18 protein-coding genes are annotated in these 24,472 nt (G+C 68.4%); 17 read left to right on the top strand and 1 reads right to left on the bottom strand.

Features of this window, described 5'->3' with window-relative positions; all coding sequences use genetic code 11:
• The first annotated feature begins 274 nt into the window (after positions 1–274).
• From P2424_RS25235 to P2424_RS25180, 12 genes are all read left to right on the top strand, one after another.
• On the top strand, positions 275–2,533 hold the full coding sequence (locus P2424_RS25235; protein ID WP_276478001.1) for an ABC transporter family substrate-binding protein: 2,259 nt from the start codon (positions 275–277) through the stop codon (positions 2,531–2,533).
• Between the two features lie 211 nt (positions 2,534–2,744).
• Positions 2,745–4,616, top strand: a complete 1,872-nt coding sequence (typA, locus tag P2424_RS25230) for a translational GTPase TypA (RefSeq protein ID WP_276478000.1) — start codon at positions 2,745–2,747, stop codon at positions 4,614–4,616.
• A gap of 445 nt (positions 4,617–5,061) precedes the next feature.
• Positions 5,062–6,672: an ABC transporter substrate-binding protein gene (locus P2424_RS25225; protein ID WP_276477999.1), complete on the top strand. Its 1,611-nt coding sequence runs from the start codon at positions 5,062–5,064 to the stop codon at positions 6,670–6,672.
• An 86-nt stretch (positions 6,673–6,758) separates the two neighbouring features.
• On the top strand, positions 6,759–7,688 hold the full coding sequence (locus tag P2424_RS25220; RefSeq protein ID WP_276477998.1) for an ABC transporter permease: 930 nt from the start codon (positions 6,759–6,761) through the stop codon (positions 7,686–7,688).
• Positions 7,689–7,716: 28 nt separating this feature from the next.
• A complete protein-coding gene (locus tag P2424_RS25215; protein WP_276479122.1) occupies positions 7,717–8,625 on the top strand; it encodes an ABC transporter permease in 909 nt (302 codons plus the stop codon).
• A 17-nt stretch (positions 8,626–8,642) separates the two neighbouring features.
• Positions 8,643–9,620: an ABC transporter ATP-binding protein gene (locus P2424_RS25210; RefSeq protein ID WP_276477997.1), complete on the top strand. Its 978-nt coding sequence runs from the start codon at positions 8,643–8,645 to the stop codon at positions 9,618–9,620.
• Positions 9,613–10,659, top strand: coding sequence for a dipeptide ABC transporter ATP-binding protein (locus tag P2424_RS25205; protein WP_276477996.1), 1,047 nt, complete (start codon positions 9,613–9,615; stop codon positions 10,657–10,659). The genes P2424_RS25210 and P2424_RS25205 overlap by 8 nt, the downstream gene beginning before the upstream one ends.
• Before the next feature lie 197 nt (positions 10,660–10,856).
• The gene (locus P2424_RS25200; protein ID WP_276477995.1) at positions 10,857–12,500 is read left to right on the top strand and encodes an ABC transporter substrate-binding protein; all 1,644 of its coding nucleotides are present in this window, start codon (positions 10,857–10,859) and stop codon (positions 12,498–12,500) included.
• 6 nt (positions 12,501–12,506) lie between these two features.
• A complete protein-coding gene (locus P2424_RS25195) occupies positions 12,507–13,430 on the top strand; it encodes an ABC transporter permease (protein ID WP_276477994.1) in 924 nt (307 codons plus the stop codon).
• A gap of 111 nt (positions 13,431–13,541) precedes the next feature.
• Positions 13,542–14,504 carry an ABC transporter permease gene (locus P2424_RS25190; protein ID WP_276477993.1) on the top strand — a complete coding sequence of 321 codons (963 nt, stop codon included), beginning with the start codon at positions 13,542–13,544 and terminating at the stop codon, positions 14,502–14,504.
• A gap of 5 nt (positions 14,505–14,509) precedes the next feature.
• Complete coding sequence (locus P2424_RS25185) at positions 14,510–15,490, top strand: ABC transporter ATP-binding protein (protein WP_276477992.1); 981 nt, start codon at positions 14,510–14,512, stop codon at positions 15,488–15,490.
• Complete coding sequence (locus tag P2424_RS25180) at positions 15,480–16,607, top strand: dipeptide ABC transporter ATP-binding protein (RefSeq protein ID WP_276477991.1); 1,128 nt, start codon at positions 15,480–15,482, stop codon at positions 16,605–16,607. Before P2424_RS25185 ends, P2424_RS25180 begins: the two co-directional genes overlap by 11 nt.
• 83 nt (positions 16,608–16,690) lie before the next feature.
• On the opposite strand, the gene P2424_RS25175 is transcribed toward P2424_RS25180, so the two are convergent.
• On the bottom strand, positions 16,691–17,704 hold the full coding sequence (locus P2424_RS25175) for a hypothetical protein (protein ID WP_276477990.1): 1,014 nt from the start codon (positions 17,702–17,704) through the stop codon (positions 16,691–16,693).
• Positions 17,705–18,192: 488 nt separating this feature from the next.
• On the opposite strand from P2424_RS25175, the gene P2424_RS25170 reads away from it, so the two are divergent.
• The 5 genes from P2424_RS25170 (at position 18,193) to P2424_RS25150 (ending at position 24,464) form a co-directional block, all read left to right on the top strand.
• On the top strand, positions 18,193–19,227 hold the full coding sequence (locus P2424_RS25170) for an ABC transporter permease (protein WP_276477989.1): 1,035 nt from the start codon (positions 18,193–18,195) through the stop codon (positions 19,225–19,227).
• Positions 19,228–19,322: 95 nt separating this feature from the next.
• Positions 19,323–21,122, top strand: coding sequence for an ABC transporter substrate-binding protein (locus P2424_RS25165; protein ID WP_276477988.1), 1,800 nt, complete (start codon positions 19,323–19,325; stop codon positions 21,120–21,122).
• Between the two features lie 137 nt (positions 21,123–21,259).
• Positions 21,260–22,237: an ABC transporter permease gene (locus tag P2424_RS25160; protein ID WP_276477987.1), complete on the top strand. Its 978-nt coding sequence runs from the start codon at positions 21,260–21,262 to the stop codon at positions 22,235–22,237.
• 12 nt (positions 22,238–22,249) lie between these two features.
• On the top strand, positions 22,250–23,320 hold the full coding sequence (locus P2424_RS25155) for an ABC transporter ATP-binding protein (protein ID WP_019354448.1): 1,071 nt from the start codon (positions 22,250–22,252) through the stop codon (positions 23,318–23,320).
• 25 nt (positions 23,321–23,345) lie between these two features.
• Complete coding sequence (locus P2424_RS25150) at positions 23,346–24,464, top strand: dipeptide ABC transporter ATP-binding protein (RefSeq protein WP_276477986.1); 1,119 nt, start codon at positions 23,346–23,348, stop codon at positions 24,462–24,464.
• Positions 24,465–24,472: the final 8 nt, after the last annotated feature.

Raw genomic sequence — 24,472 nt, 5'->3', positions numbered from 1 at the left:
CCGGAGTGCTCCGCACGGGTGGCGTGTGTACTCCGTACGTCGTGTTGCCCGTCTCCCGGGTGTGCGGGCGCCCTCGGCGGGGCGAAAAGATGTGATGAACCGCCAAAGCCGCCGAAAGTGGACGTACGCGGGCGCGGTCAGCCCCGGAGGTTTCAGCATGCGAGCCGTCCCAGCCGAATCACCAAGGCCCTCGAGGCCGCCCCGGTCGGAGAGGAACCCCGGCCGGTACGCCACCGTCCCGCTGAGCAGGAGCCGGCGCCGCACCCGGCGCTGGGTGGCCGCACTGGCCGCCGGGGTGCTGCTGCCGCTGCCACTCGCCGCGTGCGGGAGTTCGGACTCGCAGGACGCCGAGGCCGGAAACGTCGGCTCGGCCCGGGCCGGTGGCGACGTACGGGCCGCCGCGCGGCAGCAGATCGCCTCCGGCGGCACCCTGCGCTGGGCGGTGGACGCGCCGCCCAGCACGTTCAACGTCTTCCAGCCCGACTCGACCGAGGCGACCCAGCGGGTGGCCGGGGCCACCCTGCCCTCGCTGTTCGCCCTCGACAAGCGCGGCCGCCCGCAGGCCGACCCGCACTTCCTGCGCAGCGCCGAGGTCACCGACACCGACCCGCGGCAGACCGTCGTCTACAAGCTCAACCCCAAGGCCCGCTGGAGCGACGGGCGGCGGCTGGGCGCGGCGGACTTCCGGGCCCAGTGGAAGGCGCTGCGCGGCAAGAACCACGCCTACTGGACCGCGCGGAACGCCGGATACGACCGGATCCGGAAGATCACCAAGGGCGACGGGAACGACGAGGTGAAGGTCGTCTTCAACAAGCCCTACGCGGACTGGCGCTCGCTGTTCACACCGCTGTACCCGAAGCAGGCCATGCGCAGCCCGAAAGTCTTCAACGACGGCCTCCGCACCTCGCTGCCCGCCGCCGCGGGCCCGTTCCGGGTGGCCAAGGCGGGCAAGGACCGCTCCCGCACCTTGCTCAAGCGCAACCCCCGCTGGTGGGGTGATCGCGCGAAGCTGGACAGCATCGTGCTGACAGCCGTACCCCGCGACGAGCGGACCGCGGCCCTGGCCAAGGGCAAGGTGGACGTGGCCGACATCGGCGCCTCGACGGCCGAGCGGATCGGCGCCTCGAACGGGCTGGGCGGCCCGCAGCGCCCCGACGCGGCCGAGGGGGCCAAGAACGCGGCGGAGGCCCGCAAGCAGGAGGCGAAGCGACGCGAGGCACGCAAGCGCAAGGCCCGGGAGCGGCTGGGCGCCGCCACCGCGCGGGCCCTGGGCGACTACGAGGTGCGCCGGGCCCTCGACCCCGCGTACACCCAGCTCACCCTGAACGCCTCCGGCGGCCCGCTCGCCGACGAGCGGGTGCGCCGCGCGGTGGCGCAGGCCATCGACCGGGACGAGCTGGCCGAGAAGGCGCTCGCGGGCACCGGGCTGCCGGACGATCCGCTCGGCAGCCATCTGCGGATGGCCGACCAGGACGGCTACCGGGACAACAGCGGGGCCTTCGGCAGCGCGGACCTCGACTCCGCGCAGTCCCTGCTGGCCGACGCGGGCTGGAAGACCGGCGGCCTCGCCGGGCCGAAGGCCGACGGGAGCGCCGGGAAGGCGGACGGCGAGCAGAAGAAGCAGGGGAAGGGCAAGGACGGCAAGGACGGGGAGCAGGACCGGGCCGACGGCGGGCCCGCCGAGCCGCCCGCGGCGGCCGGCTCCCCCGACGCGGGCGGCCGCGCGCCGCACCGCGCCGCGGCCGAGGCGTCCGTCGTACGGCTGACCGCCGGGCAGATCGCCCGGGTCGTGGACCGGCCGCTGGGTCTGGCGGCCTCGGCCACCGCCCAGCGCGGCGCCGTCCTGGCGCAGGCCGCGCACTCCAGCCTGGCCTCCGCCGAGCAGGCCGGCTCGGAGCGCAAGCTCAGCCGGGCCAGAGCCGCGCTCGAGACGGCCGAGAAGGTGCAGGCCACGGCCCGGGAGATGCGGCTGCTGGCGGGCGATCCGGCCAGCGCGGTGCGCAGCAAGGACGGCAAGCCGCTCGCGCTGCGGTTCGTGCTGCCGAGCGGAAAGGGCTCGGCGCAGCTGCGGGCCACCGGCAAGCGAATCGCCCGGATGCTGAACGAGGTCGGCATCCGCACCCAGATCAAGGAAGTGCCCGGCGACAGCTACTTCAAGGACCACATCGCGTCGGGCGACTACGACCTGGCGCTGTTCTCCTGGCCCGCGACGGCCTTCCCCGCCACCGAGGCGCGGCCGATCTTCGCCAAGCCGCGAGCTGCGTCCGACGGCTCGCTGCTGGTGGAGCAGAACTACGCGCGCGTCGGTACCGACCGGATCGATCAGCTCTTCGAGCAGGCGGCGGCCGAGCTCGACGACGGGCGCCGCCAGGAGCTGATGGAGAAGGCCGACCGGCGGATCTGGGCGGTGGCCGGTTCGCTGCCGCTCTACCAGCGCCCGCAGCTCGTGGCGGTCAAGCGGGACCTGGCCAACGTCGGCGCCTCCGGCTTCGCCTCTCCCGCGTACCAGGACATGGGCCGCCGGAAGAGCTGAGCGGGCTCCCGGCCCCGGCCTGCCGGACCGCCGGGACCCGCTACCACGGCCCCGTCCGGCACTCGGCGGACGGGGCCGTACCATGGTTGACGAGGCCGCGGCGAGCCGTGCCCGGCGTCAGGGACCGCGGCCGGTCGCACAGGGCCGGGCACCACCGGCCGGGAGGCCGGGGAAGCGCGGCCCGATCCGTCAACCCGGGAGACACCCCCCAGTGCCCACGCGCCACGACATCCGCAACGTCGCTATCGTCGCCCACGTCGACCACGGCAAGACAACCCTGGTCGACGCCATGCTCAAGCAGGCCGGAGCCTTCGCGGCCCACCAGCTCGAATCCGTCGACGACCGGGTGATGGACTCGAACGACCTGGAGCGCGAGAAGGGCATCACCATTCTCGCCAAGAACACCGCGGTCCGGTACCACCCCAAGGACGGCGGCGACCCGGTCACCATCAACATCATCGACACCCCCGGTCACGCCGACTTCGGCGGCGAGGTCGAGCGCGGCCTGTCGATGGTGGACGCGGTGGTCCTGCTGGTCGACGCCTCCGAGGGCCCGCTGCCGCAGACCCGCTTCGTGCTCCGCAAGGCGCTCCAGGCGCGGCTCCCCGTGATCCTCTGCGTGAACAAGACGGACCGCCCCGACGCCCGGATCTCCGAGATCGTGGACGAGACCTACGACCTCTTCCTGGACCTGGACGCGGACGAGGAGCAGATCGAGTTCCCCATCGTCTACGCCTGCGCCCGTGACGGTGTCGCCTCGCTGACCCAGCCCGCCGACGGTGCGGTGCCCGAGGACAGCAGCAACCTGGAGCCGTTCTTCACCACCCTGCTGGAGACGGTGCCCGCGCCCGTGTACGAGGAGGGCGCGCCGCTGCAGGCGCACGTCACCAACCTGGACGCGGACAACTTCCTGGGCCGGATCGCGCTGCTGCGGGTCAAGGAGGGGTCGCTGAAGAAGGGCCAGACGGTGGCCTGGATGAAGCGGGACGGCACGGTGCACAACGTGCGGATCACCGAGCTGCTGATGACCGAGGCGCTGACCCGCAAGCCCGCCAGCGAGGCCGGGCCGGGGGACATCTGCGCGGTCGCCGGCATCCCCGACATCATGATCGGCGAGACGCTGGCGGACGCCGAGAGCCCGGTGGCGCTGCCGCTGATCACCGTCGACGAGCCCGCCATCTCGATGACGATCGGCACCAACAACTCCCCGCTGGTCGGCAAGGGAGGCAAGGGCCACAAGGTCACCGCGCGGCTGGTCAAGGACCGGCTGGACCGCGAGCTGATCGGCAACGTCTCGCTGCGGGTGCTGCCCACCGAGCGCCCCGACACCTGGGAGGTGCAGGGCCGCGGTGAGCTGGCGCTGGCCATCCTGGTGGAGACGATGCGGCGGGAGGGCTTCGAGCTGACCGTGGGCAAGCCGGAGGTGGTCACCCGCGAGATCGAGGGCAAGCTGCACGAGCCGGTCGAGCGGATGACCATCGACGCCCCCGAGGAGCACCTGGGCGCCATCACCCAGCTCATGGCGACCCGCAAGGGCCGGATGGAGACCATGACCAACCACGGCTCCGGCTGGGTGCGCATGGAGTGGCTCGTCCCCTCGCGCGGGCTGATCGGTTTCCGTACGGAGTTCCTGACCGAGACCCGCGGCACCGGTATCGCGCACTCGATCTTCGAGGGGCACGAGCCGTGGTTCGGCGAGCTGCGCACGCGGCGCAGTGGATCGCTGGTCGCGGACCGCCCCGGGACGGCGACGCCGTTCGCCATGATGAACCTGCAGGAGCGCGGCACGATCTTCATCGAGCCCGGCACCGAGGTGTACGAGGGCATGCTCGTCGGCGAGAACTCCCGCTCCGACGACATGGACGTCAACATCACCAAGGAGAAGAAGCTCACCAACATGCGGGCGGCCTCCGCGGACACCACGGAGAACCTGGTGCCCCCGCGGCGGCTCTCGCTGGAGCAGGCGCTGGAGTTCTGCCGCGAGGACGAGTGCATCGAGGTGACGCCCGAGACGGTGCGGATCCGGAAGGTGAACCTCGACATGAAGGAGCGCGCGCGGGCTGCGGCCCGCGCCAAGCGTTGACCGCAGGAGCTTTTCCGGAGGCGCGGCGCCGCCGTCCGCTCTCCGATCCCGGTTGCGTTCCGTAGCGGTCCGCTCGCGCGTACAGGGGCCCCACCCGACGGGTGGGGCCCCTTCGTGCATCCTGGACTGCGCACCGTCCTTCGCTCGTGTTCGGTAAGCAGAGAATCCCTAGAGGGATTGTCCGTTTGATCCGTATTGGCGCACTTTCGCTCTCCGAATAACGGATAAGAAGTTGCATGTGTAACCAAAATGAGACTCGTTGACTCTGGTTCAACAAGGGGGTGAAGGCGGATAGTGAAGTCATCGAGCTCGGGTTAGAGAGTCACGCACCGTCATGTGGGTGCCGACTCCGCGAGCGTGGGGGCGTGTTGTGTTGATCCGGCAGAACTGTCGGATCCGGGCACCGCCCCCTTTCTCTTGGCGAAAACTCTGAGGAGGACGCCCCATGCGCGGCGCGAAGACGATGCAGTGGTCCGCTCTCGCGGCGGCGGTGGCCCTGGCGGCCACGGCCTGCGGCGGCTCGGACGGTGACGGCGGCTCGGCCGCCGGAAAGCCCGCTGGGTACGTCTCGATGTTCAACGGCGAGCCCCAGCACCCGCTGATGCCGTCCAACACCAACGAGAAGTTCGGCGGCTACGTCATCGACGCGCTGTTCACCGGGCTGGTCGGGTATGACGCCAAGGGCGGCCTGGTCAACATGAACGCCGAGTCGGTCGACACCAAGGACAACAAGACCTGGACCGTCAAGCTCAAGAAGGGCTGGAAGTTCCACGACGGCACGGACGTGACCGCCGAGTCCTACGTCAAGGCGTGGAACTGGATGGCCAACGTCAAGAACAAGCAGGCCAACAGCTACTGGTTCGGCGACATCAAGGGCTACGAGGACGTCCACCCGGAGAAGGGCGACCCGAAGAAGGACGAGATGTCCGGGCTGAAGGTCGTCGACGACCAGACCTTCACCATCGAGCTGTCCGAGCCGGTCCCGTACTTCGAGTACAAGCTGGGCTACAAGACCTTCACCCCGCTGCCCGAGTCGTTCTACAAGGACCCCAAGGGCTTCGGCCAGAAGCCGGTGGGCAACGGCCCCTACGAGTTCCAGAAGTGGACTCACAACAAGCTGATCCAGGTCAAGGCCGTGGACAGCTACAAGGGGTCCAACAAGGCCAAGAACAAGGGCATCCAGTTCAAGAACTACTCCAAGCTGGAGTCCGCCTACCAGGACGCCCTCTCCGGCAACCTCGACCTGGTCGACGGCGTCGGTCCCAAGGACCTGCCCAAGCGTAAGGCCGACTTCGGCGACCGCGCCCTGGACGTGCCCTACGCCGGCACTCAGAGCATCGTCCCGGCCTTCTACTCCAAGCCGTTCAAGGACGTCGACCCCAAGGTGATCCAGGGCCTGTCGATGGCCATCGACCGCAAGACGATCACCAAGACGGTGCTCCAGGGCACCCGCATACCCTCCAAGGGCTTCACCCCGCCCCAGGTCAAGGGCTACCAGAAGCTCGACACCGATGTGCTGTCCTACAACCCGAAGAAGGCCAAGCAGTACATCGAGGACGGCGGCGGCATCCCGGGCAACAAGATCTGGATCCAGTACAACGCCGACGGCGGCCACAAGGAATGGGTGACCGCGGTCTGCAACAGCATCACCAAGGCCACCGGGGTCAAGTGCGTCGGTGACTCCAAGCCCGACTTCCAGACCGACCTCGAGGGCCGCCAGGCCGACAAGGTCAAGGGCATGTACCGCGGCGGCTGGCTCGCGGACTACCCGCTGAACATCAACTTCATGCAGGACCTGTACAAGACCGGCGCCTCCACCAACTACGGCCGGTTCTCCGACAAGAAGGTCGACGAGCTCTTCACCAAGGGCGACCACGCCGATTCCCTCGAAGCCTCCGTCAAGGACTACCAGGCGGCGGAGAAGGAACTGCTGAAGAAGATGCCCTCGATCCCGCTGTGGGACTACGCGGCCAACATCGTGCACGGCGAGGACATCGACGGCGTCAAGGTCGGCTTCGACGGCAACGTCCTCATCACCGACATCACCGTCAAGTAGCAGCACGTCGCTGACGCCGGGGCTGCCCGCACGGACGCGGGCGGTCCCGGCCGTCGCCTGAATCCTCTTTCCGTTACGGAGGCACTATGGGGCGCTATGTCGCGCGGCGACTGCTCCAGATGATCCCGGTCTTCATCGGGTCGACTCTGCTGATCTTCAGCATGATGTACGCGCTGCCCGGCGACCCCGTGGCGGCGCTCTACGGCGAGAAGCAGCCGGACCCCGCACAGATCGCGGCCATCAAGCACCAGCTCGGGATGGACCTGCCCCTGTGGCACCAGTACTGGAACTACCTCATCGGGCTGTTCCAGGGCGACTTCGGTACCCAGATAGCCACCCAGCGGCCGGTGGCCGACGTGATCGAGCAGGCGTTCCCGGTGACGATCCGGCTCACGCTCTTCGCGTTCGTCTTCACCGTCCTGGTGGGCGTGCTGCTCGGCATGGTCTCCGGCCTGTTCGCCGACAAGGCATTCGACCGGATCGTCCTGATCTTCACGCTGCTGCTGATCTCGATCCCCAGCTTCGTGCTCGGCTACCTCTTCCAGTACCTCTTCGCCTTCCAGCTCGACTGGCTCACCCCCACCGTGCAGGACTCCCGGGATATCGGGCAGTTGCTGCTGCCCGCCATCGTGCTGGCGGCGCTCTCCCTGGCGTATGTCACCCGGCTCACCCGCACCTCGGTGGCGGAGAACCTGCGGGCCGACTACATACGCACCGCCATCGCCAAGGGGTTGCCGCGTCGCCGGGTCGTCGGAATCCACCTGCTGCGCAACTCGCTCATCCCGGTGGTCACCTTCCTCGGTACCGACATCGGCGCGCTGATGGCCGGTGCGGTCGTCACCGAGGGCATCTTCAACGTGCACGGCGTCGGCAACACCATCTTCGAAGCGCTCAACCGGCGCGAGGGCTCCACAGTCGTCGGCATCGCCACGCTGATCGTCATCGTCTATCTCGTCGCCAGCCTGCTCGTCGACCTGCTTTACGCGGTCCTGGACCCGAGGATCCGTTATGACTGAGACCCTGAACGTGCCCGCATCGGCGTCCATGGACCCGCAGCCCGACCCGTCGGGCGCGGACGCCAAGCCGGCCAAGGGCCGCAGTCTGTGGACCGACGCCTGGCAGGACCTGCGCCGCAACCCGATGTTCGTCATCTCGGCCGTGCTGATCGTGCTGCTGCTCACCATGGTCGCCTTCCCCGGCCTGTTCACCTCCGCCTCTCCGACAGTGGGCGACCTGACGCACCACTACCAGGGCGAGCCCCGCTACACCCACTTCTTCGGCGAGGACTGGTTCGGGTACGACACCCAGGGCCGATCCGTGTGGGCTCGCATGGTCCACGGCGCCCGGGCCTCCGTGCTCGTCGGTGTACTGGTGACGCTGTCGGTGACGCTGGTCGGCGGCATCGTCGGCCTGGTAGCCGGGTACTTCGGCGGCTGGCTGGACAGCGTGCTCTCCCGGATCACCGACATCTTCCAGGGCATCCCCTTCCTGCTCGGTGCCATGGTCGTGCTCACCACCTTCACCAAGAGCAACCTGTGGGTCGTCATCGCCGCGCTGCTCTTCCTGGGCTGGACGCAGATCGCCAGGGTGGCCCGCGGTTCGGTGATCACGGTCAAGCAGAGCGACTACGTGCACGCTGCGAAGTCGCTGGGCGCGAGCACGGTACGGATCATGTTCCGGCACATCGTGCCCAACGCGCTCGCCCCTGTGGTGGTCGTCGCCACGACGGCGCTCGGCGGCTACATCGCGGCCGAGGCGACCCTCTCCTACCTGGGCATCGGCCTGGCCGCACCCGCGGTCTCCTGGGGTGTGGACGTCTCCAACGGCAAGGACGCGTTGCGCACCGCGCCGCACATTCTGATTTCCCCCGCCGTCATGGTGTCCCTCACCGTGCTGGCGTTCATCATGCTAGGCGATGCGGTCCGCAACGCCCTCGATCCGAAGAGCCGTTGAGGGAGGCGGGAGAAGACATGACCCTCCTCGAAGTGCGCGACCTGCACGTCGATTTCCAGACCCGGGACGGTGTCGTCAAGGCCGTCAACGGCGTCAACTACAGCGTCGAGGCCGGTGAGACGCTCGCGGTGCTGGGCGAGTCCGGTTCGGGCAAGTCGGTGACCGCGCAGGCGGTCATGGGCATCCTCGACATGCCGCCAGGGCGCATACCCCAGGGCGAGATCCTCTTCCACGGCGAGGACATGCTCACCATGTCCAAGGAGGAACGGCGCAAGATACGCGGCGCCCGGATCGCGATGATCTTCCAGGACGCGCTCTCGTCGCTGAACCCGGTGCTGACCGTGGGCTACCAGCTGGCCGAGATGTTCCGCGTTCACCAGGGCCTCGGGCGCAAGGAGGCCAAGGCCCGGTCGATCGAACTGATGGAGCGGGTGAAGATCCCTGCGGCCAAAGCCCGGGTGAACGACTACCCGCATCAGTTCTCCGGGGGTATGCGGCAGCGGATCATGATCGCGATGGCGCTGGCGCTGGAGCCGGATCTGATCATCGCGGACGAGCCGACGACGGCGCTGGACGTCACGGTGCAGGCCCAGGTGATGGAGCTGCTCGCCGATCTGCAGCGCGAGTACAACATGGGGCTCATCCTGATCACGCACGACCTGGGCGTGGTGGCGGACGTGGCCGACAAGATCGCGGTGATGTACGCGGGCCGGATCGTGGAGACGGCGCCGGTCAAGGAGCTCTACCGGGCCCCGGCGCATCCCTACACCAAGGGCCTGCTGGAATCCATCCCGCGGCTCGACCGCAAGGGCCAGGAGTTGTACGCCATCCAGGGGCTGCCGCCCAACATGGCCAGGGTGCCCGAGGGCTGCGCCTTCCATCCGCGCTGCCCGGCGGCGCGGGACATCTGCCGCACCGAGCTCCCCCCGCTCGCCGAGGTCGACGACGCCCGCGGCAGCGCGTGCCACTTCTGGAAGGAGACGATCGATGCCTGAGCGGTGCGAGAATTCCGAGCCGATCCTGGAGGTGCGGGATCTGGCCAAGCACTTCCCGCTGACGCAGGGCATCCTCTTCAAGCGGCAGATCGGCGCGGTCAAGGCCGTGGACGGCATCTCCTTCGACCTGTACCCGGGCGAGACGCTGGGCATCGTGGGGGAGTCGGGCTGCGGCAAGTCCACGGTCGCCAAGCTGCTGATGAACCTGGAGCGGCCGACCTCCGGGAGCATCCGGTACAAGGGTGAGGACATCTCGAAGCTGTCGGGGCGGGCTTTGAAGGCGGTGCGGCGGAACATTCAGATGGTGTTCCAGGATCCGTACACGTCGTTGAATCCGCGGATGACGGTGGGGGACATCGTCGGGGAGCCGTTCGACATTCATCCGGAGGTGGCGCCGAAGGGGGACCGGCGTCGTCGGGTGCGGGAGCTGTTGGATGTGGTCGGGCTGAATCCCGAGTACATCAACCGGTATCCGCATCAGTTCAGTGGTGGTCAGCGGCAGCGGATCGGGATCGCGCGGGGGCTGGCGCTGCGTCCGGAGATCATCGTGGCCGACGAGCCGGTCTCGGCGCTGGACGTGTCGGTGCAGGCGCAGGTGGTGAACCTGATGGAGCAGTTGCAGGACGAGTTCGGGCTCTCTTACATGTTCATCGCGCACGACCTGTCCATCGTGCGGCACATCTCCGACCGCGTCGGCGTGATGTACCTCGGCAGGATGGCCGAGATCGGGACGGACGAGCAGATCTACGAGCACCCCACCCACCCCTACACCCAGGCCCTGCTGTCGGCGGTGCCGGTGCCCGACCCGGAGGCGGAGGGGAAGCGCGAGCGGATCGTGCTGGAGGGCGATGTGCCCTCGCCGGCCAACCCGCCCTCCGGATGCCGGTTCCGCACCCGCTGCTGGAAGGCCACGGACAGGTGTGCGGAGGAGGTGCCGCTGCTGGCGGTGCCCTCGGTGTTCGAGGGCACCGGGTCCGGTGCGGCGCACCCCTCGGCCTGCCACTTCGCGAAGGAGGACGCCGCGGTGGTCGCCGCCTGACATCGCGGGCCTTCGCGCCCCGGCTGGGGGGCTCGGAGGGGACTCGGAGGGGAGAGGACACCGCCGGCGTCGGCCGGCGGTGTCCTCCGAACGGGTTCCGGCCCGTTCCGCGCCGGGCAGGGCAGCCAGGCATATGGTGTCAAAAGGTGTTATGTGGATCTGAGGCGTACTCGGACCCCAGCGCACCAGGAGGCACCATGCGTGCAGCCACCCGCACCACCGTGATCCGGCGGGCGCTCGCCGCCGCAGGGGCCGTCGCTCTGACGGCGACAGCGTGTGCCAGCAGTTCGGACGGCGGCGGGGGCGGTTCTGCGGACGGGGTCGTACGCGCGTTCTGGACGGATCCGCAGCACCCCGTCGAGCCCGCCAACACCAACGAGGTGCAGGGCGGCAAGGTCCTGGACATGATTTCCCGGGGTCTGAAGAAGTACAACCCGACCACGGGCGCGGCCGAGAACGCCGTGGCCGAGTCCATCGAGAGCGACGACCAGCAGAACTTCACCGTCAAGCTGAAGAAGGGCTGGAAGTTCTCCGACGGCACCGCCGTGACGGCCAAGTCCTTCGTGGACGCCTGGAACTACGGCGCGCTCGTCACGAACAAGCAGATCAACTCGTACTTCTTCCAGTACATCGAGGGCTATCAGGATGTCCACCCGGAAAAGGGCAAGCCGACGGCGAAGACCCTCTCCGGACTCAAGGTGAAGGACGCCCGTACCTTCACCGTGAAGCTCAACCAGAAGTTCTCCCTCTGGCCGCAGACCCTCGGGTACAGCGCCTACGCGCCACTGCCGAAATCCTTCTTCACCGATCACAGCGGCTGGCTGGAGAAGCCCGTCGGAAACGGCCCGTACAAGGTGGACTCCTACACCAAGGGCCAGTCGATGAAACTGTCCCGGAACACCCACTACGCCGGGGATGACAAACCCCGCAACAAGGGCGTCGAGCTGAAGGTCTACACCGACCAGAACACCGGCTACACCGACCTCCAGGCCGGAAACCTGGACGTCGTCGACGAACTCCCCGCCGGGCAGCTCAAGAACGCCAAGCGGGACCTGGGCGGGCGCTACATCAACCAGCCCGCAGGCATCATCCAGACCATCTCCTTCCCGATGTACGACAAGGCGTGGCAGAGCGAGAAGGCCATCAAGGTGCGCCGCGGAATCTCCATGGCGATCAACCGCAAGCAGGTGTCCGAAAAGATCTACCACGGCACCCGGGAGCCGGCGACCGACCTCACCTCGCCCGTACTCAAGGCCGCCGGAGGCTACCAGCCGGGCCTCTGCGGCGACGTGTGCAGCTACGACCCGAAGCAGGCCAAAAAGCTCATCGAGGAGGGCGGCGGGCTGCCCGGCGGGAAGATCACCCTGACCTCCAACGTCGACACCGGCTCGCACCGGCAGTGGATGGAGGCCGTCTGCAACAGCATCAACCGCACGCTGGGCCGGAACAGCGCCTGCACCGTCAACCCGGTGCCCACCTTCAGCGAGTTCCGCTCCGACATCACCGACCGGAAGATGACGGGCATGTTCCGGACCGGCTGGCAGATGGACTACCCGCTCATCCAGAACTTCCTCCAGCCCATCTTCTACACGGACGCCTCCTCCAACGACTCCGGCTTCTCCGACCCGCAGGTCGACAAGCTGATGGACAAGGCGAACTCCGCCACTGACGAGAAGGCCGCCATCGGTCTCTTCCAGCAGGCCGAGAAGCGCATCCTGGACACCCTCCCCGCGATCCCGCTGTGGTACCAGAACGGGAACGCCGGCTATTCCAGCCGGGTCAGCGACGTCAAACTCAACCCGTTCTCCGTCCCGGTCTTCACCGACATCAAGGTCAAGTGAGCCGCCGTGGGGCGCTACGTCGTCAGACGACTGCTCCAGATGATCCCGGTGTTCATCGGGACGACCTTCCTCATCTTCGTGATGGTGTACGCCGTCGGGGACCCGGTCAACGCGATGTTCGGAGAACGGGCTCCCGACCCGGCCACCGCCGCGCAACTGCGCGAGGAATTCAACCTCGACAAGCCCATCTGGCAGCAGTACGTCCTCTACATGGGCAACATCTTCACCGGTGACTTCGGAAACGCCTTCAACGGCCAGCCGGTGACCGAACTGATGGCGACGGCCTTCCCCATCACGATCCGGCTCGCGGTGCTCGCCATCGTCTTCGAGATCCTCGTCGGCATCACCCTGGGAGTGCTGACCGGGCTCCGCCGCGGGCGCCCTATCGACAGCGGCGTGCTGATGCTGACCCTCGTCGTCATCTCCGTCCCCACGTTCGTGACCGGCAGCCTCGCGCAGTACGTGCTCGGCGTGAAGTGGGGCTGGATCTCCCCGGCCGTCTCGCCCGCGGCGCCGGCGCGTGAACTGCTGCTGCCCGCGCTGGTCCTCGCCCTCGTCTCGCTGGCCTACGTCACCCGGCTCACCCGGACCTCGATCGCGGAGAACGCCCGTGCCGACTATGTGCGGACCGCCGTGGCCAAGGGGCTCTCCCGACGCCGGGTCACCGTGCGGCACCTGCTGCGCAACTCGCTGATCCCCGTCGTCACCTTCCTCGGGACGGACGTCGGCAACCTGATGGCCGGGGCGCTGGTCACCGAGCGGATCTTCAACATCCACGGGGTCGGCTTCCAGCTGTGGCAGGGCATCGTCCGGCAGAACTCACCGACCGTCGTCGGCTTCGTGACCGTCCTCGTCATCGTCTTCCTCCTCGCGAACCTGCTCGTCGACCTCCTGTACGCGGTGCTTGACCCGAGGATCCGCTATGCCTGACCCGCCCCGCCTCCGCCGGGGAGACGCCTCCGACACCGCCGGGAACGGCCCGGCCCCCGCCGCGGCACCCGCGGCAGCCAGCGGCGCGGCCGCGGGAAGAGAGGGGAGCGCATGACGGGGACGCCGGCCATCGAGGGACCCGGCGGGGCCATGGAGGAGCTGGCCGAGGAAGGGGGAGGGGGACTCGAGGGCACGCCCCCGTCCGGGCGCGGGCGGCCCGCGCGGGGGCGGAGCATGTGGTCCGACGCCTGGCACGAGCTGCGGCGCAACCCGGTGTTCGTGATCGCCGGACTGATCATCGCCTTCCTCGTGCTGATCTCCCTGTGGCCGGGTCTGATCGCCACCCGGGATCCGCTCTCCTGCCGGCTCGGGCGCTCGCTGGACCCGTCCTCGGCCGGGCACTGGTTCGGGTTCGACACCCAGGGCTGCGACGTCTACACCAGGGTCGTGTACGGCGCCCGCACCTCGGTGACGGTCGGTGTCTGCGCCACCGCCGGAGTGGCGGTGCTGGGCAGCCTGCTGGGCGGACTCGCCGGGTTCTTCGGCGGGGTGTGGGACGCCCTGCTCTCCCGCCTCACCGACATCTTCTTCGGCATCCCCATCGTCCTCGGCGGCCTGGTCTTCCTGTCGATGACCGGCAGCCGGTCCGTCTGGACGGTGGTCACCTTCATCGTGCTGCTCGGCTGGCCGCAGGTCGCGCGGATCGCGCGCGGCTCCGTCATCACCGTCAAGCAGAACGACTACGTACAGGCCGCCCGGGCGTTGGGTGCGGGCAACGCCCGGATGATGGTGCGGCACATCCTGCCCAACGCCGTCGCGCCGGTCATCGTGACCGCGACCATCGCGCTGGGCACCTACATCTCGCTGGAGGCCACGCTCAGCTACCTCGGCGTCGGGCTCCAGCCGCCCACGGTCTCCTGGGGAGCGGACATCTCCGCCGCCTCCCAGGGCATGCAGTTCCGCAACGCGCCGCACATCCTGCTGTACCCGGCCGCCGCGCTCAGCCTCACCGTGCTGGCCTTCATCATGCTCGGCGACGCCGTCCGCGACGCCCTCGACCCGAAGCTGAGGTGAGTGCGGTGAGTCTGCTCGAAGTCCGCGACCTGTTCGTCGAGTTCCGCACCCGGGACGGAGTGGCGCGGGCCGTCAACGGCGTCAGCTACACCGTCGAGGCCGGAGAGACACTGGCCGTGCTGGGCGAGTCCGGCTCCGGCAAGTCCGTGACCGCACAGGCCGTGATGGGGATCCTCGACATGCCGCCGGGCCGGATCACCGGGGGCGAGATCCTCTTCCAGGGGCGTGACCTGCTGAGCCTCCCCGAGGAGGAGCGGCGGCGGATCCGCGGCTCGAAGATGGCGATGATCTTCCAGGACGCGCTCTCGTCGCTGAACCCGGTGCTGACCGTGGGCTTCCAGCTGGCCGAGATGTTCCGCGTCCACCAGGGCCTGGGCCGCAAGGAGGCCAGGGCGCGGGCCGTGGAGCTGATGGAGCGGGTCCGCATCCCGGCGGCGCGGCAGCGGGTCGGCGACTTTCCGCATCAGTTCTCCGGGGGTATGCGGCAGCGGATCATGATCGCGCTGGCGCTGGCGCTGGAGCCGGATCTGATCATCGCGGACGAGCCGACGACGGCGCTGGACGTCACGGTGCAGGCCCAGGTGATGGAGCTGCTCGCGGAACTCCAGCGGGAGTACACGATGGGGCTCATCCTGATCACGCACGATCTGGGCGTGGTGGCGGACGTGGCCGACAAGATCGCGGTGATGTACGCGGGCCGGATCGTGGAGACGGCACCGGTCAAGGAGCTCTACCAGGCACCCGCCCACCCCTACACCAAGGGCCTGCTCGACTCCATCCCGCGCCTGGACCAGAAGGGGCAGCAGCTCAACGTCATCCGCGGGATGCCGCCCAGCCTGCTGGACATCCCGCCCGGCTGTGCCTACAACCCGCGCTGCCCGATGGCGCGCGCGGTCTGCCGCACGGACGAGCCGCCGCTGTACGAGGTGTCCGCACAGCGGCACAGCGCCTGCCACTTCTGGAGGGAGATGTTCGATGGACGCTGACCGCTCGGGGCACGGCGCGGCCCGGGAGGCGCGGAATCCGGCGACGGGACCGCACCGGGGCACCGCAGACCCGGCGGGCGAGCCGATCCTGGAGGTGCGGGATCTGGCCAAGCACTTCCCGCTGACGCAGGGCATCCTCTTCAAGCGGCAGATCGGCGCGGTCAAGGCCGTCGACGGTGTCTCCTTCGACCTGTACCCGGGCGAGACGCTGGGCATCGTGGGGGAGTCGGGCTGCGGCAAGTCCACGGTCGCCAAGCTGATCACCCACCTCGAACAGCCCACTTCGGGGACCATCCGGTACCGGGGCGAGGACGTCACGAAGCTGTCGGGGCGGGCTTTGAAGGCGGTGCGGCGGAACATTCAGATGGTGTTCCAGGATCCGTACACGTCGTTGAATCCGCGGATGACGGTGGGGGACATCGTCGGGGAGCCGTTCGACATTCATCCGGAGGTGGCGCCGAAGGGGGACCGGCGTCGTCGGGTGCGGGAGCTGTTGGATGTGGTCGGGCTGAATCCCGAGTACATCAACCGGTATCCGCATCAGTTCAGTGGTGGTCAGCGGCAGCGGATCGGGATCGCGCGGGGGCTGGCGCTGCGTCCGGAGATCATCGTGGCCGACGAGCCGGTCTCGGCGCTGGACGTGTCGGTGCAGGCGCAGGTGGTGAACCTGATGGAGCAGTTGCAGGACGAGTTCGGGCTCTCCTACATGTTCATCGCGCACGACCTGTCCATCGTGCGGCACATCTCCGACCGCGTCGGCGTGATGTACCTCGGCAAGATCGTGGAGATCGGCACCGAGACGGAGATCTACGAGCATCCCACCCACCCCTACACCCAGGCCCTGCTGTCGGCGGTGCCGGTGCCCGACCCGGAGACGGAGGACGGGCGCGAGCGGATCGTGCTGGAGGGCGATGTGCCCTCGCCGGCCAACCCGCCCTCCGGATGTCACTTCCGCACCCGCTGCTGGAAGGCCCAGGAGCGCTGCGTCGTCGAGGAACCGGCGCTGGCACTGCCGGAGAACTTCGCCGGCACCCTGCCCGACCAGCCCGTGCACCACCCGTCCGCGTGTCACTTCGCGGCCGAGCGCACTGCGGTGATCCCTCCGTCGAACCGCTGACAGCGTGTTCCCGGACGGCCGCCTCCGGTGCGCGGACGGCCGGGCGACGGTGCCGTCGGCGCCGCGCGGAGGGACCGGTTCCGTCAGGAGGTGGTCAGATGCCGGTCCGGAGAGGGGGAGACAGCGCGGGAGTCCCGGACCGTGCCCTTGGCGAGGGCCAGCAGCACGGCGAGCCCGGCGGCCGCCTCGAACACGTTCGTCAGGACATGGAGCCGGCTCTCGATACCGAGGTCGTCCAGGTGCCGGAAGAAGTCCAGCTTGAGGCTGAAGGCCGTCCCGAAGACGCCGAGGGCGAGCAGCGGCGCGGAGGCGATCAGGCCGAGCGGACGGGAGAAGGGCGCGCCGCCGAGGGCCGCGGTCGCCGTCACCAGGCTGAGCACGACGACGGCCCACAGCGTCCAGCCGGTCGGTGCGTCCAGCAGCCGGACGATCCCGCGCTCGCCGGTGAGCGTGTGCGCGTAGCGCTCCCAGCCGTACTGCTGCCAGGTGCGTATCTCCCATGCGGCGAGCACCACCCCGCAGGTTCCCAGCAGCAGGAAGGCGGCGACGGCTCCGCTCCGGGTGGGTCCCGACGGGGGGCCGTCGGCGGGGTCGGGCTCGTCCCGGCCGTCGAGGCCGTACGGTCCGGGGCCGTACCCGTCGAAACCGGCGTGGGTGGGGTGGCGGCCGGCTATCGCCGTGACGACCAGGACGGCCCCGATGACGATCGCGGCGATGGTGCTGAAGAGCACCTTGCTCAGCAGCCCGTCCGGGACGCCCTGCATCCAGTCGGCGTTGAGATTCCACAGGCCCGGCACCCGCACGGCGACGGTCAGCAGGCCGGTGCAGGTCAGTATCGCCGCCGATGACGAGGAGCGGAACGCGGTCACGGCGGCGATCGAGTACAGCAGCACGAGCGTCGGTTCGAGGAACGAGGTGACCCATACGCCGTCCTCGGCGCGGGCGGGGAGTCCGGCCCAGTTCCACCAGACGTCGATGACCTCGTGGGCCCTGGCGAAGTCCCGGGCGATCCAGCCGAGGCTGATCAGCGCGAGCGCTGCCGTCAGCAGGGCCCCGAAGGCGCGCGCTCCGCGCGCGAGTGTCCTGTCCTGGCCCATGGCTCGGCCCCCCGTGTGTGCGGTGTCGCGATGTCCCCGGATCCGTCCGTGTCTACCCGTGATCGCCGTCCGGCTACAAGCTCCCCTGGCGCCGCGCCGCACGGCACTCCGACCGCCGCTCCATCTTCGCACGATGTGCATCGCTCGCGCCTGGGAACTCCAAGTGATCACTCATACGGAGCAGTTGGATTCCGTACGCACTTCAGGGCGGCTGCTTCGGATATCGGAGAGACGACGGCCATGTTGCGGAACCGTTAAGGCGATTCCTGGCGGCCTGGGCGGCTTTGCCCGGCAGCGCGATGTGATGTCAAGCACGTTGCCACCTCGATCTGCGCAACGTTCGCTCAAGAAAGCGGTGGACAGCATCGAGCCTGCCCAACACCCCTTGACTGGCACGTAACCCGCTTGCCAAAGTCCGGCTCAACCCACCCGCATCACGCCCAACGATTCGGGTCTCGGCGAGATATGAGCGCGGGAGCACACACGCGATGACGAGTACTTCCCAGGCTGCGGCAGCCGGGGCCGACACCCCTGGTCCCGAGGACGCCGGTCTGAGTTCTACGCGAGTTGCCAAGAAGGACGAACTCGCGGGCCGGTCCCCCGGCCGGCTCATGTGGATGCGCTTCAAGCGCGACCGCACGGGCGTGATCTCGGCGTGCATCGTGCTCGCCTTCTTCCTGATCGCGGCCCTGGCACCGGTGATCGCCAAGCTGTACGGCAAGGACCCCTACACCCGCTACGGGCAGTTGCGGCCTGATCTGCTGAACGAGAACTTCTACCCGGTCAAGCCCAACGGCGGCATCGACGGCGAGTTCTGGTTCGGCCTGGAGCCGGGTCTGGGCCGGGACGTCTTCACCCAGCTCATCTACGGGATCCGCACCTCCCTCTCGCTCGCGGTGATCATCACCCTGCTGTCGGTGCTCACCGCCATCGTGATCGGAGTCGCGGGCGGGTACTTCGGCGGCAAGGTCGACTACTTTCTCGGCCGGTTCACCGACCTGATGATGTCCTTCCCCAACCAGCTGTTCTTCGTGGCCTTCACCCCGGTTGTGGGGGCGCTGCTGGTCGACCCGGGCGACGAGATGCCCACCTGGCTGCGCGCCTGCGTGCTGATCTACGTGATGTGGCTGCTGGGCTGGATGACGCTGGCCCGGCTGCTGCGCGGCCAGACGCTGTCCCTGCGGGAGCGGGAGTTCATCGAGGCCGCGAAGGTCGCCGGGACCCCGCCCGGCCGCATCGTCCGCAAGGAACTGCTGCCGAACCTCGTCACGCCGATCCTGGTGCAGGCCACCTACATGCTGCCCAACAGTGTGACCGCCATCGCGGGACTCTCCTTTCTCGGCATCGGCCTGCAGGAACCCACCCCCGACTGGGGCCGGATGTTCGCGACGGGCGCCGAGATCTACCAGAGCGACATCACCTACATGTTCTTCCCGGGCGGCGCGATGGTGATCTTCATCCTCGCATTCAACCTGCTCGGAGACTCGGTCAGGGACGCGTTCGACCCGAAGTCAGGCCGATGAGGGCCAGGCGCGACCGAGTGGTGGGGGGTGCTGCCACCCCGTACGGCATCAGTCAGGCAGCGACGGACAACCGACAGGCAGGTGCAGACACCACCATGAGCAGAGTGAGCATACGCACGGCGCGTGCCTCCCTCGCGGCGCTCGCCGCCGGGGCGCTGTTCCTCACCGGCTGCAGCAGCGGCGGCGGGGGCGACGACAGCGAATCGAAGGACGAGAAGGCCAAGAAGCAAGGCTCGGACGTCTCCTACACCTTCGCCGACGCGGCGGGCTCCAAGGGGCCGGCCAAGGAGGTCGAAGGCGGCCGCAAGGGCGGCACCATCAAGGTGCTGCAGCGCGACAGCTACGCCCACCTCGACCCCGCGCAGATCTACGTCAGCGACGAGGGCGCCCTCGCCACGCTGATCCACCGCGGTCTGACCACCTACAAGCGGGTCAGCGGCGACGAGTACGCGGTCGTGGGCGACCTGGCCACCGACAGCGGCCAGAAGTCCGACGGCGGCAAGACCTGGACGTACAAGCTCAAGGACGGGATCAAATTCGAGGACGGCTCGGCCATCACCTCGAAGGACATCCGGCACACCATCGAGCGGACGTTCGCCCCCTTCGTCACCGAGGGCCCGACCTTCATCCAGCAGTGGCTGGCCGACACCGGTGGCGCCAAGTACCGCGACCTGCTCAAGGACGGCCCCTACAAGGGCAAGCATCTGCCCGATGACGTCCTGGAGACCCCGGACGACAAGACGATCATCTTCCACTTCAAGAAGCCGCAGGCCGAGCTGCCCTACGCGCTGGCCATGGCGGGCTACGCGGCGGTGTCCGAGGAGAAGGACACCAAGGAGAAGTACGACAAGAAGCCGCTGTGCAGCGGCCCGTACAAGATCGCGTCGTTCAAGTCCGGCAAGAACATGAAGCTGGTCCGCAACAAGGAGTGGGACCCCAAGACGGACCCGGCGCGGCACCAGTACCCGGACGCGTTCAACATCCAGTTCGGTGTCTCCTTCGAGGACTCCACCAAGCGGCTGATGTCGGACGCCGGTGAGAACAAGACCGCCACCAGCTTCACCAACCAGGTCGACGCCTCCAGCCTGCAGAAGGTGCGGACCGACCCGGAGATCAAGAAGCGCTCGGTCTCCGGCTACCAGTCCTACGTGAGCTACCTGAACATCAACATGGACCGGATCAAGAACAAGAAGGTCCGGCAGGCCATCGCCTACGCGATCCCCAACCAGTCCATCGTCTCGGCCTTCGGCGGCGCCGGCGGCGCCGAGATGGCGGGCAACTACATCAGCCCGACCCTGGTGGGCCACAAGAAGACCGATCCCTTCGACAAGCTGAAGAATCCGCAGGGTGACGTCAAGAAGGCGGCCGAGCTGCTCAAGGAGTCCGGCAAGAAGGGCATGAAGCTCACCTTCGCCTACCAGAACTCCCCCGAGTGGCAGGACTTCGCCGTCGCCGCGACGCAGAACCTGGAGAAGGCCGGATTCGACGTCCAGAAGAAGGACATCATCCAGGACACGTACTACGACCAGATCGGCAAGGTCAAGAACGGCTACGACATCTACCACAACTCGTGGGGTGCCGACTGGCCGAGCTCCTCGACCGTCATCCCGAACCTGTTCGACGGGCGCCAGGTGCAGGACGGCGCCGCCAACTACTCGCACCACAAGAGCCCGAAGTTCGAGAAGGAGATGGACCGCATCCGGTCCCTGTCCGACGCGGACAAGGCGGCCGAGGAGTGGCAGAAGCTCGCGGACAAGATCCTCACCGAGGACGTGCCCGCCGTGCCGATGCACTACTACAAGGCCGTCCAGCTCTCCGGTTCGAACATCGGTGGCATGTACTACGACGAGCAGCTGCACGACATCCAGCCGACGTCGCTGTACGTGAAGAAGTAGCACCCACCCGGCACCGGTAGGTGCCGTCCCCGCCGCCCGGCCCGCAGGGCCGGGCGGCGGAGCCCGGAGTCCGCTCGCCCGGACTCCGCCGTCCCGCACGTCTCGATTCCGCTGTCGCACGAGAGCTGCGTTCCGTCATGCTGCGATTCCTCATCCGCCGGTCGCTCGGCGCCGTGGTGATCCTGCTGATCATCAGCGCCGTCACCTTCTTCCTCTTCTACGCCGTCCCACGGGACCCGGCGATGCTGGCCTGCGGCAAGAACTGCACGCCGGACGCGCTCGCGGTCATCCGCAAGAACATGGGCATCGACGAACCGATCCCCATGCAGTACTGGCACTTCATGGTCGGCATCGTCGCCGGCCGCCAGTTCAACGTCGGGGACTGCCCCGCACCGTGCTTCGGCTACTCCTTCGCCAACCAGGACCCGGTCTGGCAGACCATCCTGGACCGCTTCCCGACCACCGTCTCGCTGACCATCGGCGGTGCCGTGGTCTTCCTGATCATCGGGCTGGGCGCGGGCATGATCGCCGCCTGGCAGAAGGGCACGCTCATCGACAAGGCGTTCAGCTCGATGTCGCTGCTGCTCTCCTCGATGCAGATCTACTTCATCGGTCCGCTGGTGCTCGCGCTGGTGGTCTACAACCTGGAGCTGCTCGACCAGCCCAAGTACGTGCCGCTGACGCAGGATCCGGTCGGCTGGTTCCTCGGACTGCTGCTCCCCTGGCTGGTCATCCAGATCATCTTCACCGCGAACTACACCCGTCTGTCCCGCTCCTCGATGATCGAACAGTTGCAGGAGGACCACGTCAAAGCCGCGCGGGCCAAGGGCATGTCGGGGAAGTACGTCTTCTTCCGCTACGCCTGGCGCGGCTCGCTCATCCCCATCGTCACCATCTTCGGTGTCGACATGGGGTCGCTGTTCGGCGGCGCGATGATCACCGAGTGGACGTTCTCACTGCCGGGGCTCGGCACCCTCGCGGTGAACTCGGTGCAGAACACCGACCTGCCCATGGTGATGGGCGTGATGCTCTTCGCGGCCACCTTCATCATCCTCTTCAACATCATCGTGGACGCCGCCTACGCGTTCATCGACCCGCGCGTGCGGCTGTCCTAGGAGAACCGGCTCATGACCACCCTGACCAAGGAAGCCGACGTACCGGGCCCGCGCGGCGCCGGCGACGGGGACGCCTTCCTCTCGGTGCGCGATCTGTACGTGCACTTCGACACCGAGGACGGCACCGTCAAGGCAGTCGACGGGCTCTCCTTCGCCGTGGAACGCGGTCGCACCCTCGGCATCGTGGGTGAGTCCGGCTCCGGCAAGTCGGTCACCAACCTGTCCATCCTCGGACTGCACAACCCCCGCACCACCGCGGTCTCCGGCGAGATCATGCTGGACGGCCAGGAGCTGACCGGCGCGCGGGAGAAGACCCTGGAGTCGCTGCGCGGCAACAAGATGGCGATGATCTTCCAGGACGCGCTCACCGCGCTCTCGCCCTACTACACGATCGGCCGGCAGATCGCCGAGCCCTACCGCAAGCACACCGGCTGCTCCAAGCGGGAGGCGCAGCTGCGCGCCGTCGAGATGCTCGACAAGGTCGGCATCCCGAACGCGAAGCTGCGGGTCAACGACTACCCGCACCAGTTCTCCGGCGGTATGCGGCAGCGCGCGATGATCGCCATGGCGCTGGTGTGCAACCCGGACCTGCTGATCGCGGACGAGCCCACCACCGCGCTCGACGTCACCGTGCAGGCGCAGATCCTCGACCTGCTCAAGGACCTCCAGCAGGAGTTCGGCTCCGCGATCATCTTCATCACCCACGACCTCGGCGTCATCGCCAACGTCGCGGACGACATCCTGGTGATGTACGGCGGCAGGGCCGTCGAGCGGGGCTCCGTCGCAGAGGTGCTGCGGGCGCCGCAGCACCCCTACACCTGGGGCCTGCTCACCTCGATGCCCCGGCTGACCGGGGACGTGAACGAGGAGCTCTCACCGATCCTCGGCACCCCGCCCAGCCTGCTCGCACCCCCGCCCGGCTGCCCCTTCCACCCCCGCTGCGACTTCGTGGACGAGGTCGCCGGTGCCTCCTGCACCGCCGACCGGCCGCAGCTTCCGGACGGCCGGGGCGCCGCCTGCCACCTGACGGCGGAGCAGAAGCGGACGTTCTTCGTCGAGCAGATCAAGCCCAGGCTGAGCTAGGCCGGGCAGAGGGAGACCCAGACCAATGAGCGATGACGGCACCCTGACCGAGCCGGGCGGGGGCGAACCGCGGGAGCAGCGGCCCGCGCGCACGGGCGAGCCGCTGCTGAAGGCCGAGAACCTGGCCAAGCACTTCCCGATCATGGGCGGCTTCCCCTTCAAACGGAAGGTGGGCGAGGTCCAGGCCGTCTCCGGGGTCGACCTCGCCGTCCACGCGGGCGAGAGCTTCGGACTCGTCGGCGAGTCGGGCTGCGGCAAGTCCACGACGGGACGGCTGCTGACCCGGCTGCTGGAGCCCACCGCTGGTTCCCTCAGCTACGCCGGGCAGGACATCACCCACGCGACGCGCAAGCAGTTGGCACCGGTCCGCTCCGAGATCCAGATGATCTTCCAGGACCCGTACTCGTCGCTGAACCCGCGGCACACCGTGGGCGCCATCATCGGCGGCCCCATGGAGGTCAACGGCATCAACCCGCCCGGCGGCCGGGAGAAGCGCATCCGCGAACTGCTGGAGACCGTCGGTCTCAACCCCGAGCACTACAACCGGTTCCCGCACGAGTTCTCCGGCGGCCAGCGCCAGCGGATCGGCGTCGCCCGCGCCCTGGCGCTGGAACCGAAGCTGATCGTGGCCGACGAGCCGGTCTCGGCGCTGGACGTCTCCATCCAGGCCCAGGTCGTCAACCTGCTCCAGCAGGTCCAGCGGGACCTGGGGATCGCCTTCGTCTTCATCGCCCACGACCTGGCGATCGTGCGGCACTTCTCGGAGCGGGTCGCGGTGATGTACCTCGGCAAGATCGTCGAGGTGGGCGAGCGCGAAGCCATCTACAACCGGCCCCGCCACCCCTACACGCACGCGCTGCTCTCGGCGGTGCCGGAAGCGGTGCTGAACGACGAGGAGACGACGGGGGGCGAGGCCAGGGAGCGCATCCGGCTGGTGGGGGACGTGCCGTCGCCGGTCAACCCGCCCTCGGGCTGCCGGTTCCGCACCCGCTGCTGGAAGGCCCAGGACAAGTGCGCCACGGACGAGCCGCCGCTGGTCCAGATCCCCGGGAACACCGGCGGCCACCTGACCGCCTGCCACTTCCCCGAGGAGCCGACGACCGTGGCCCGTACCCAGGACGCCGCCGTGGAGGCCGGCCGGTAGTCCGGTAG

Source organism: Streptomyces sp. WMMB303 (genome assembly GCF_029351045.1).
In the GTDB taxonomy this organism is placed as follows: domain Bacteria; phylum Actinomycetota; class Actinomycetes; order Streptomycetales; family Streptomycetaceae; genus Streptomyces.
Note: the sequence above shows the minus strand (reverse complement) of the source record. Positions and strands in the feature narration are given on the sequence as shown.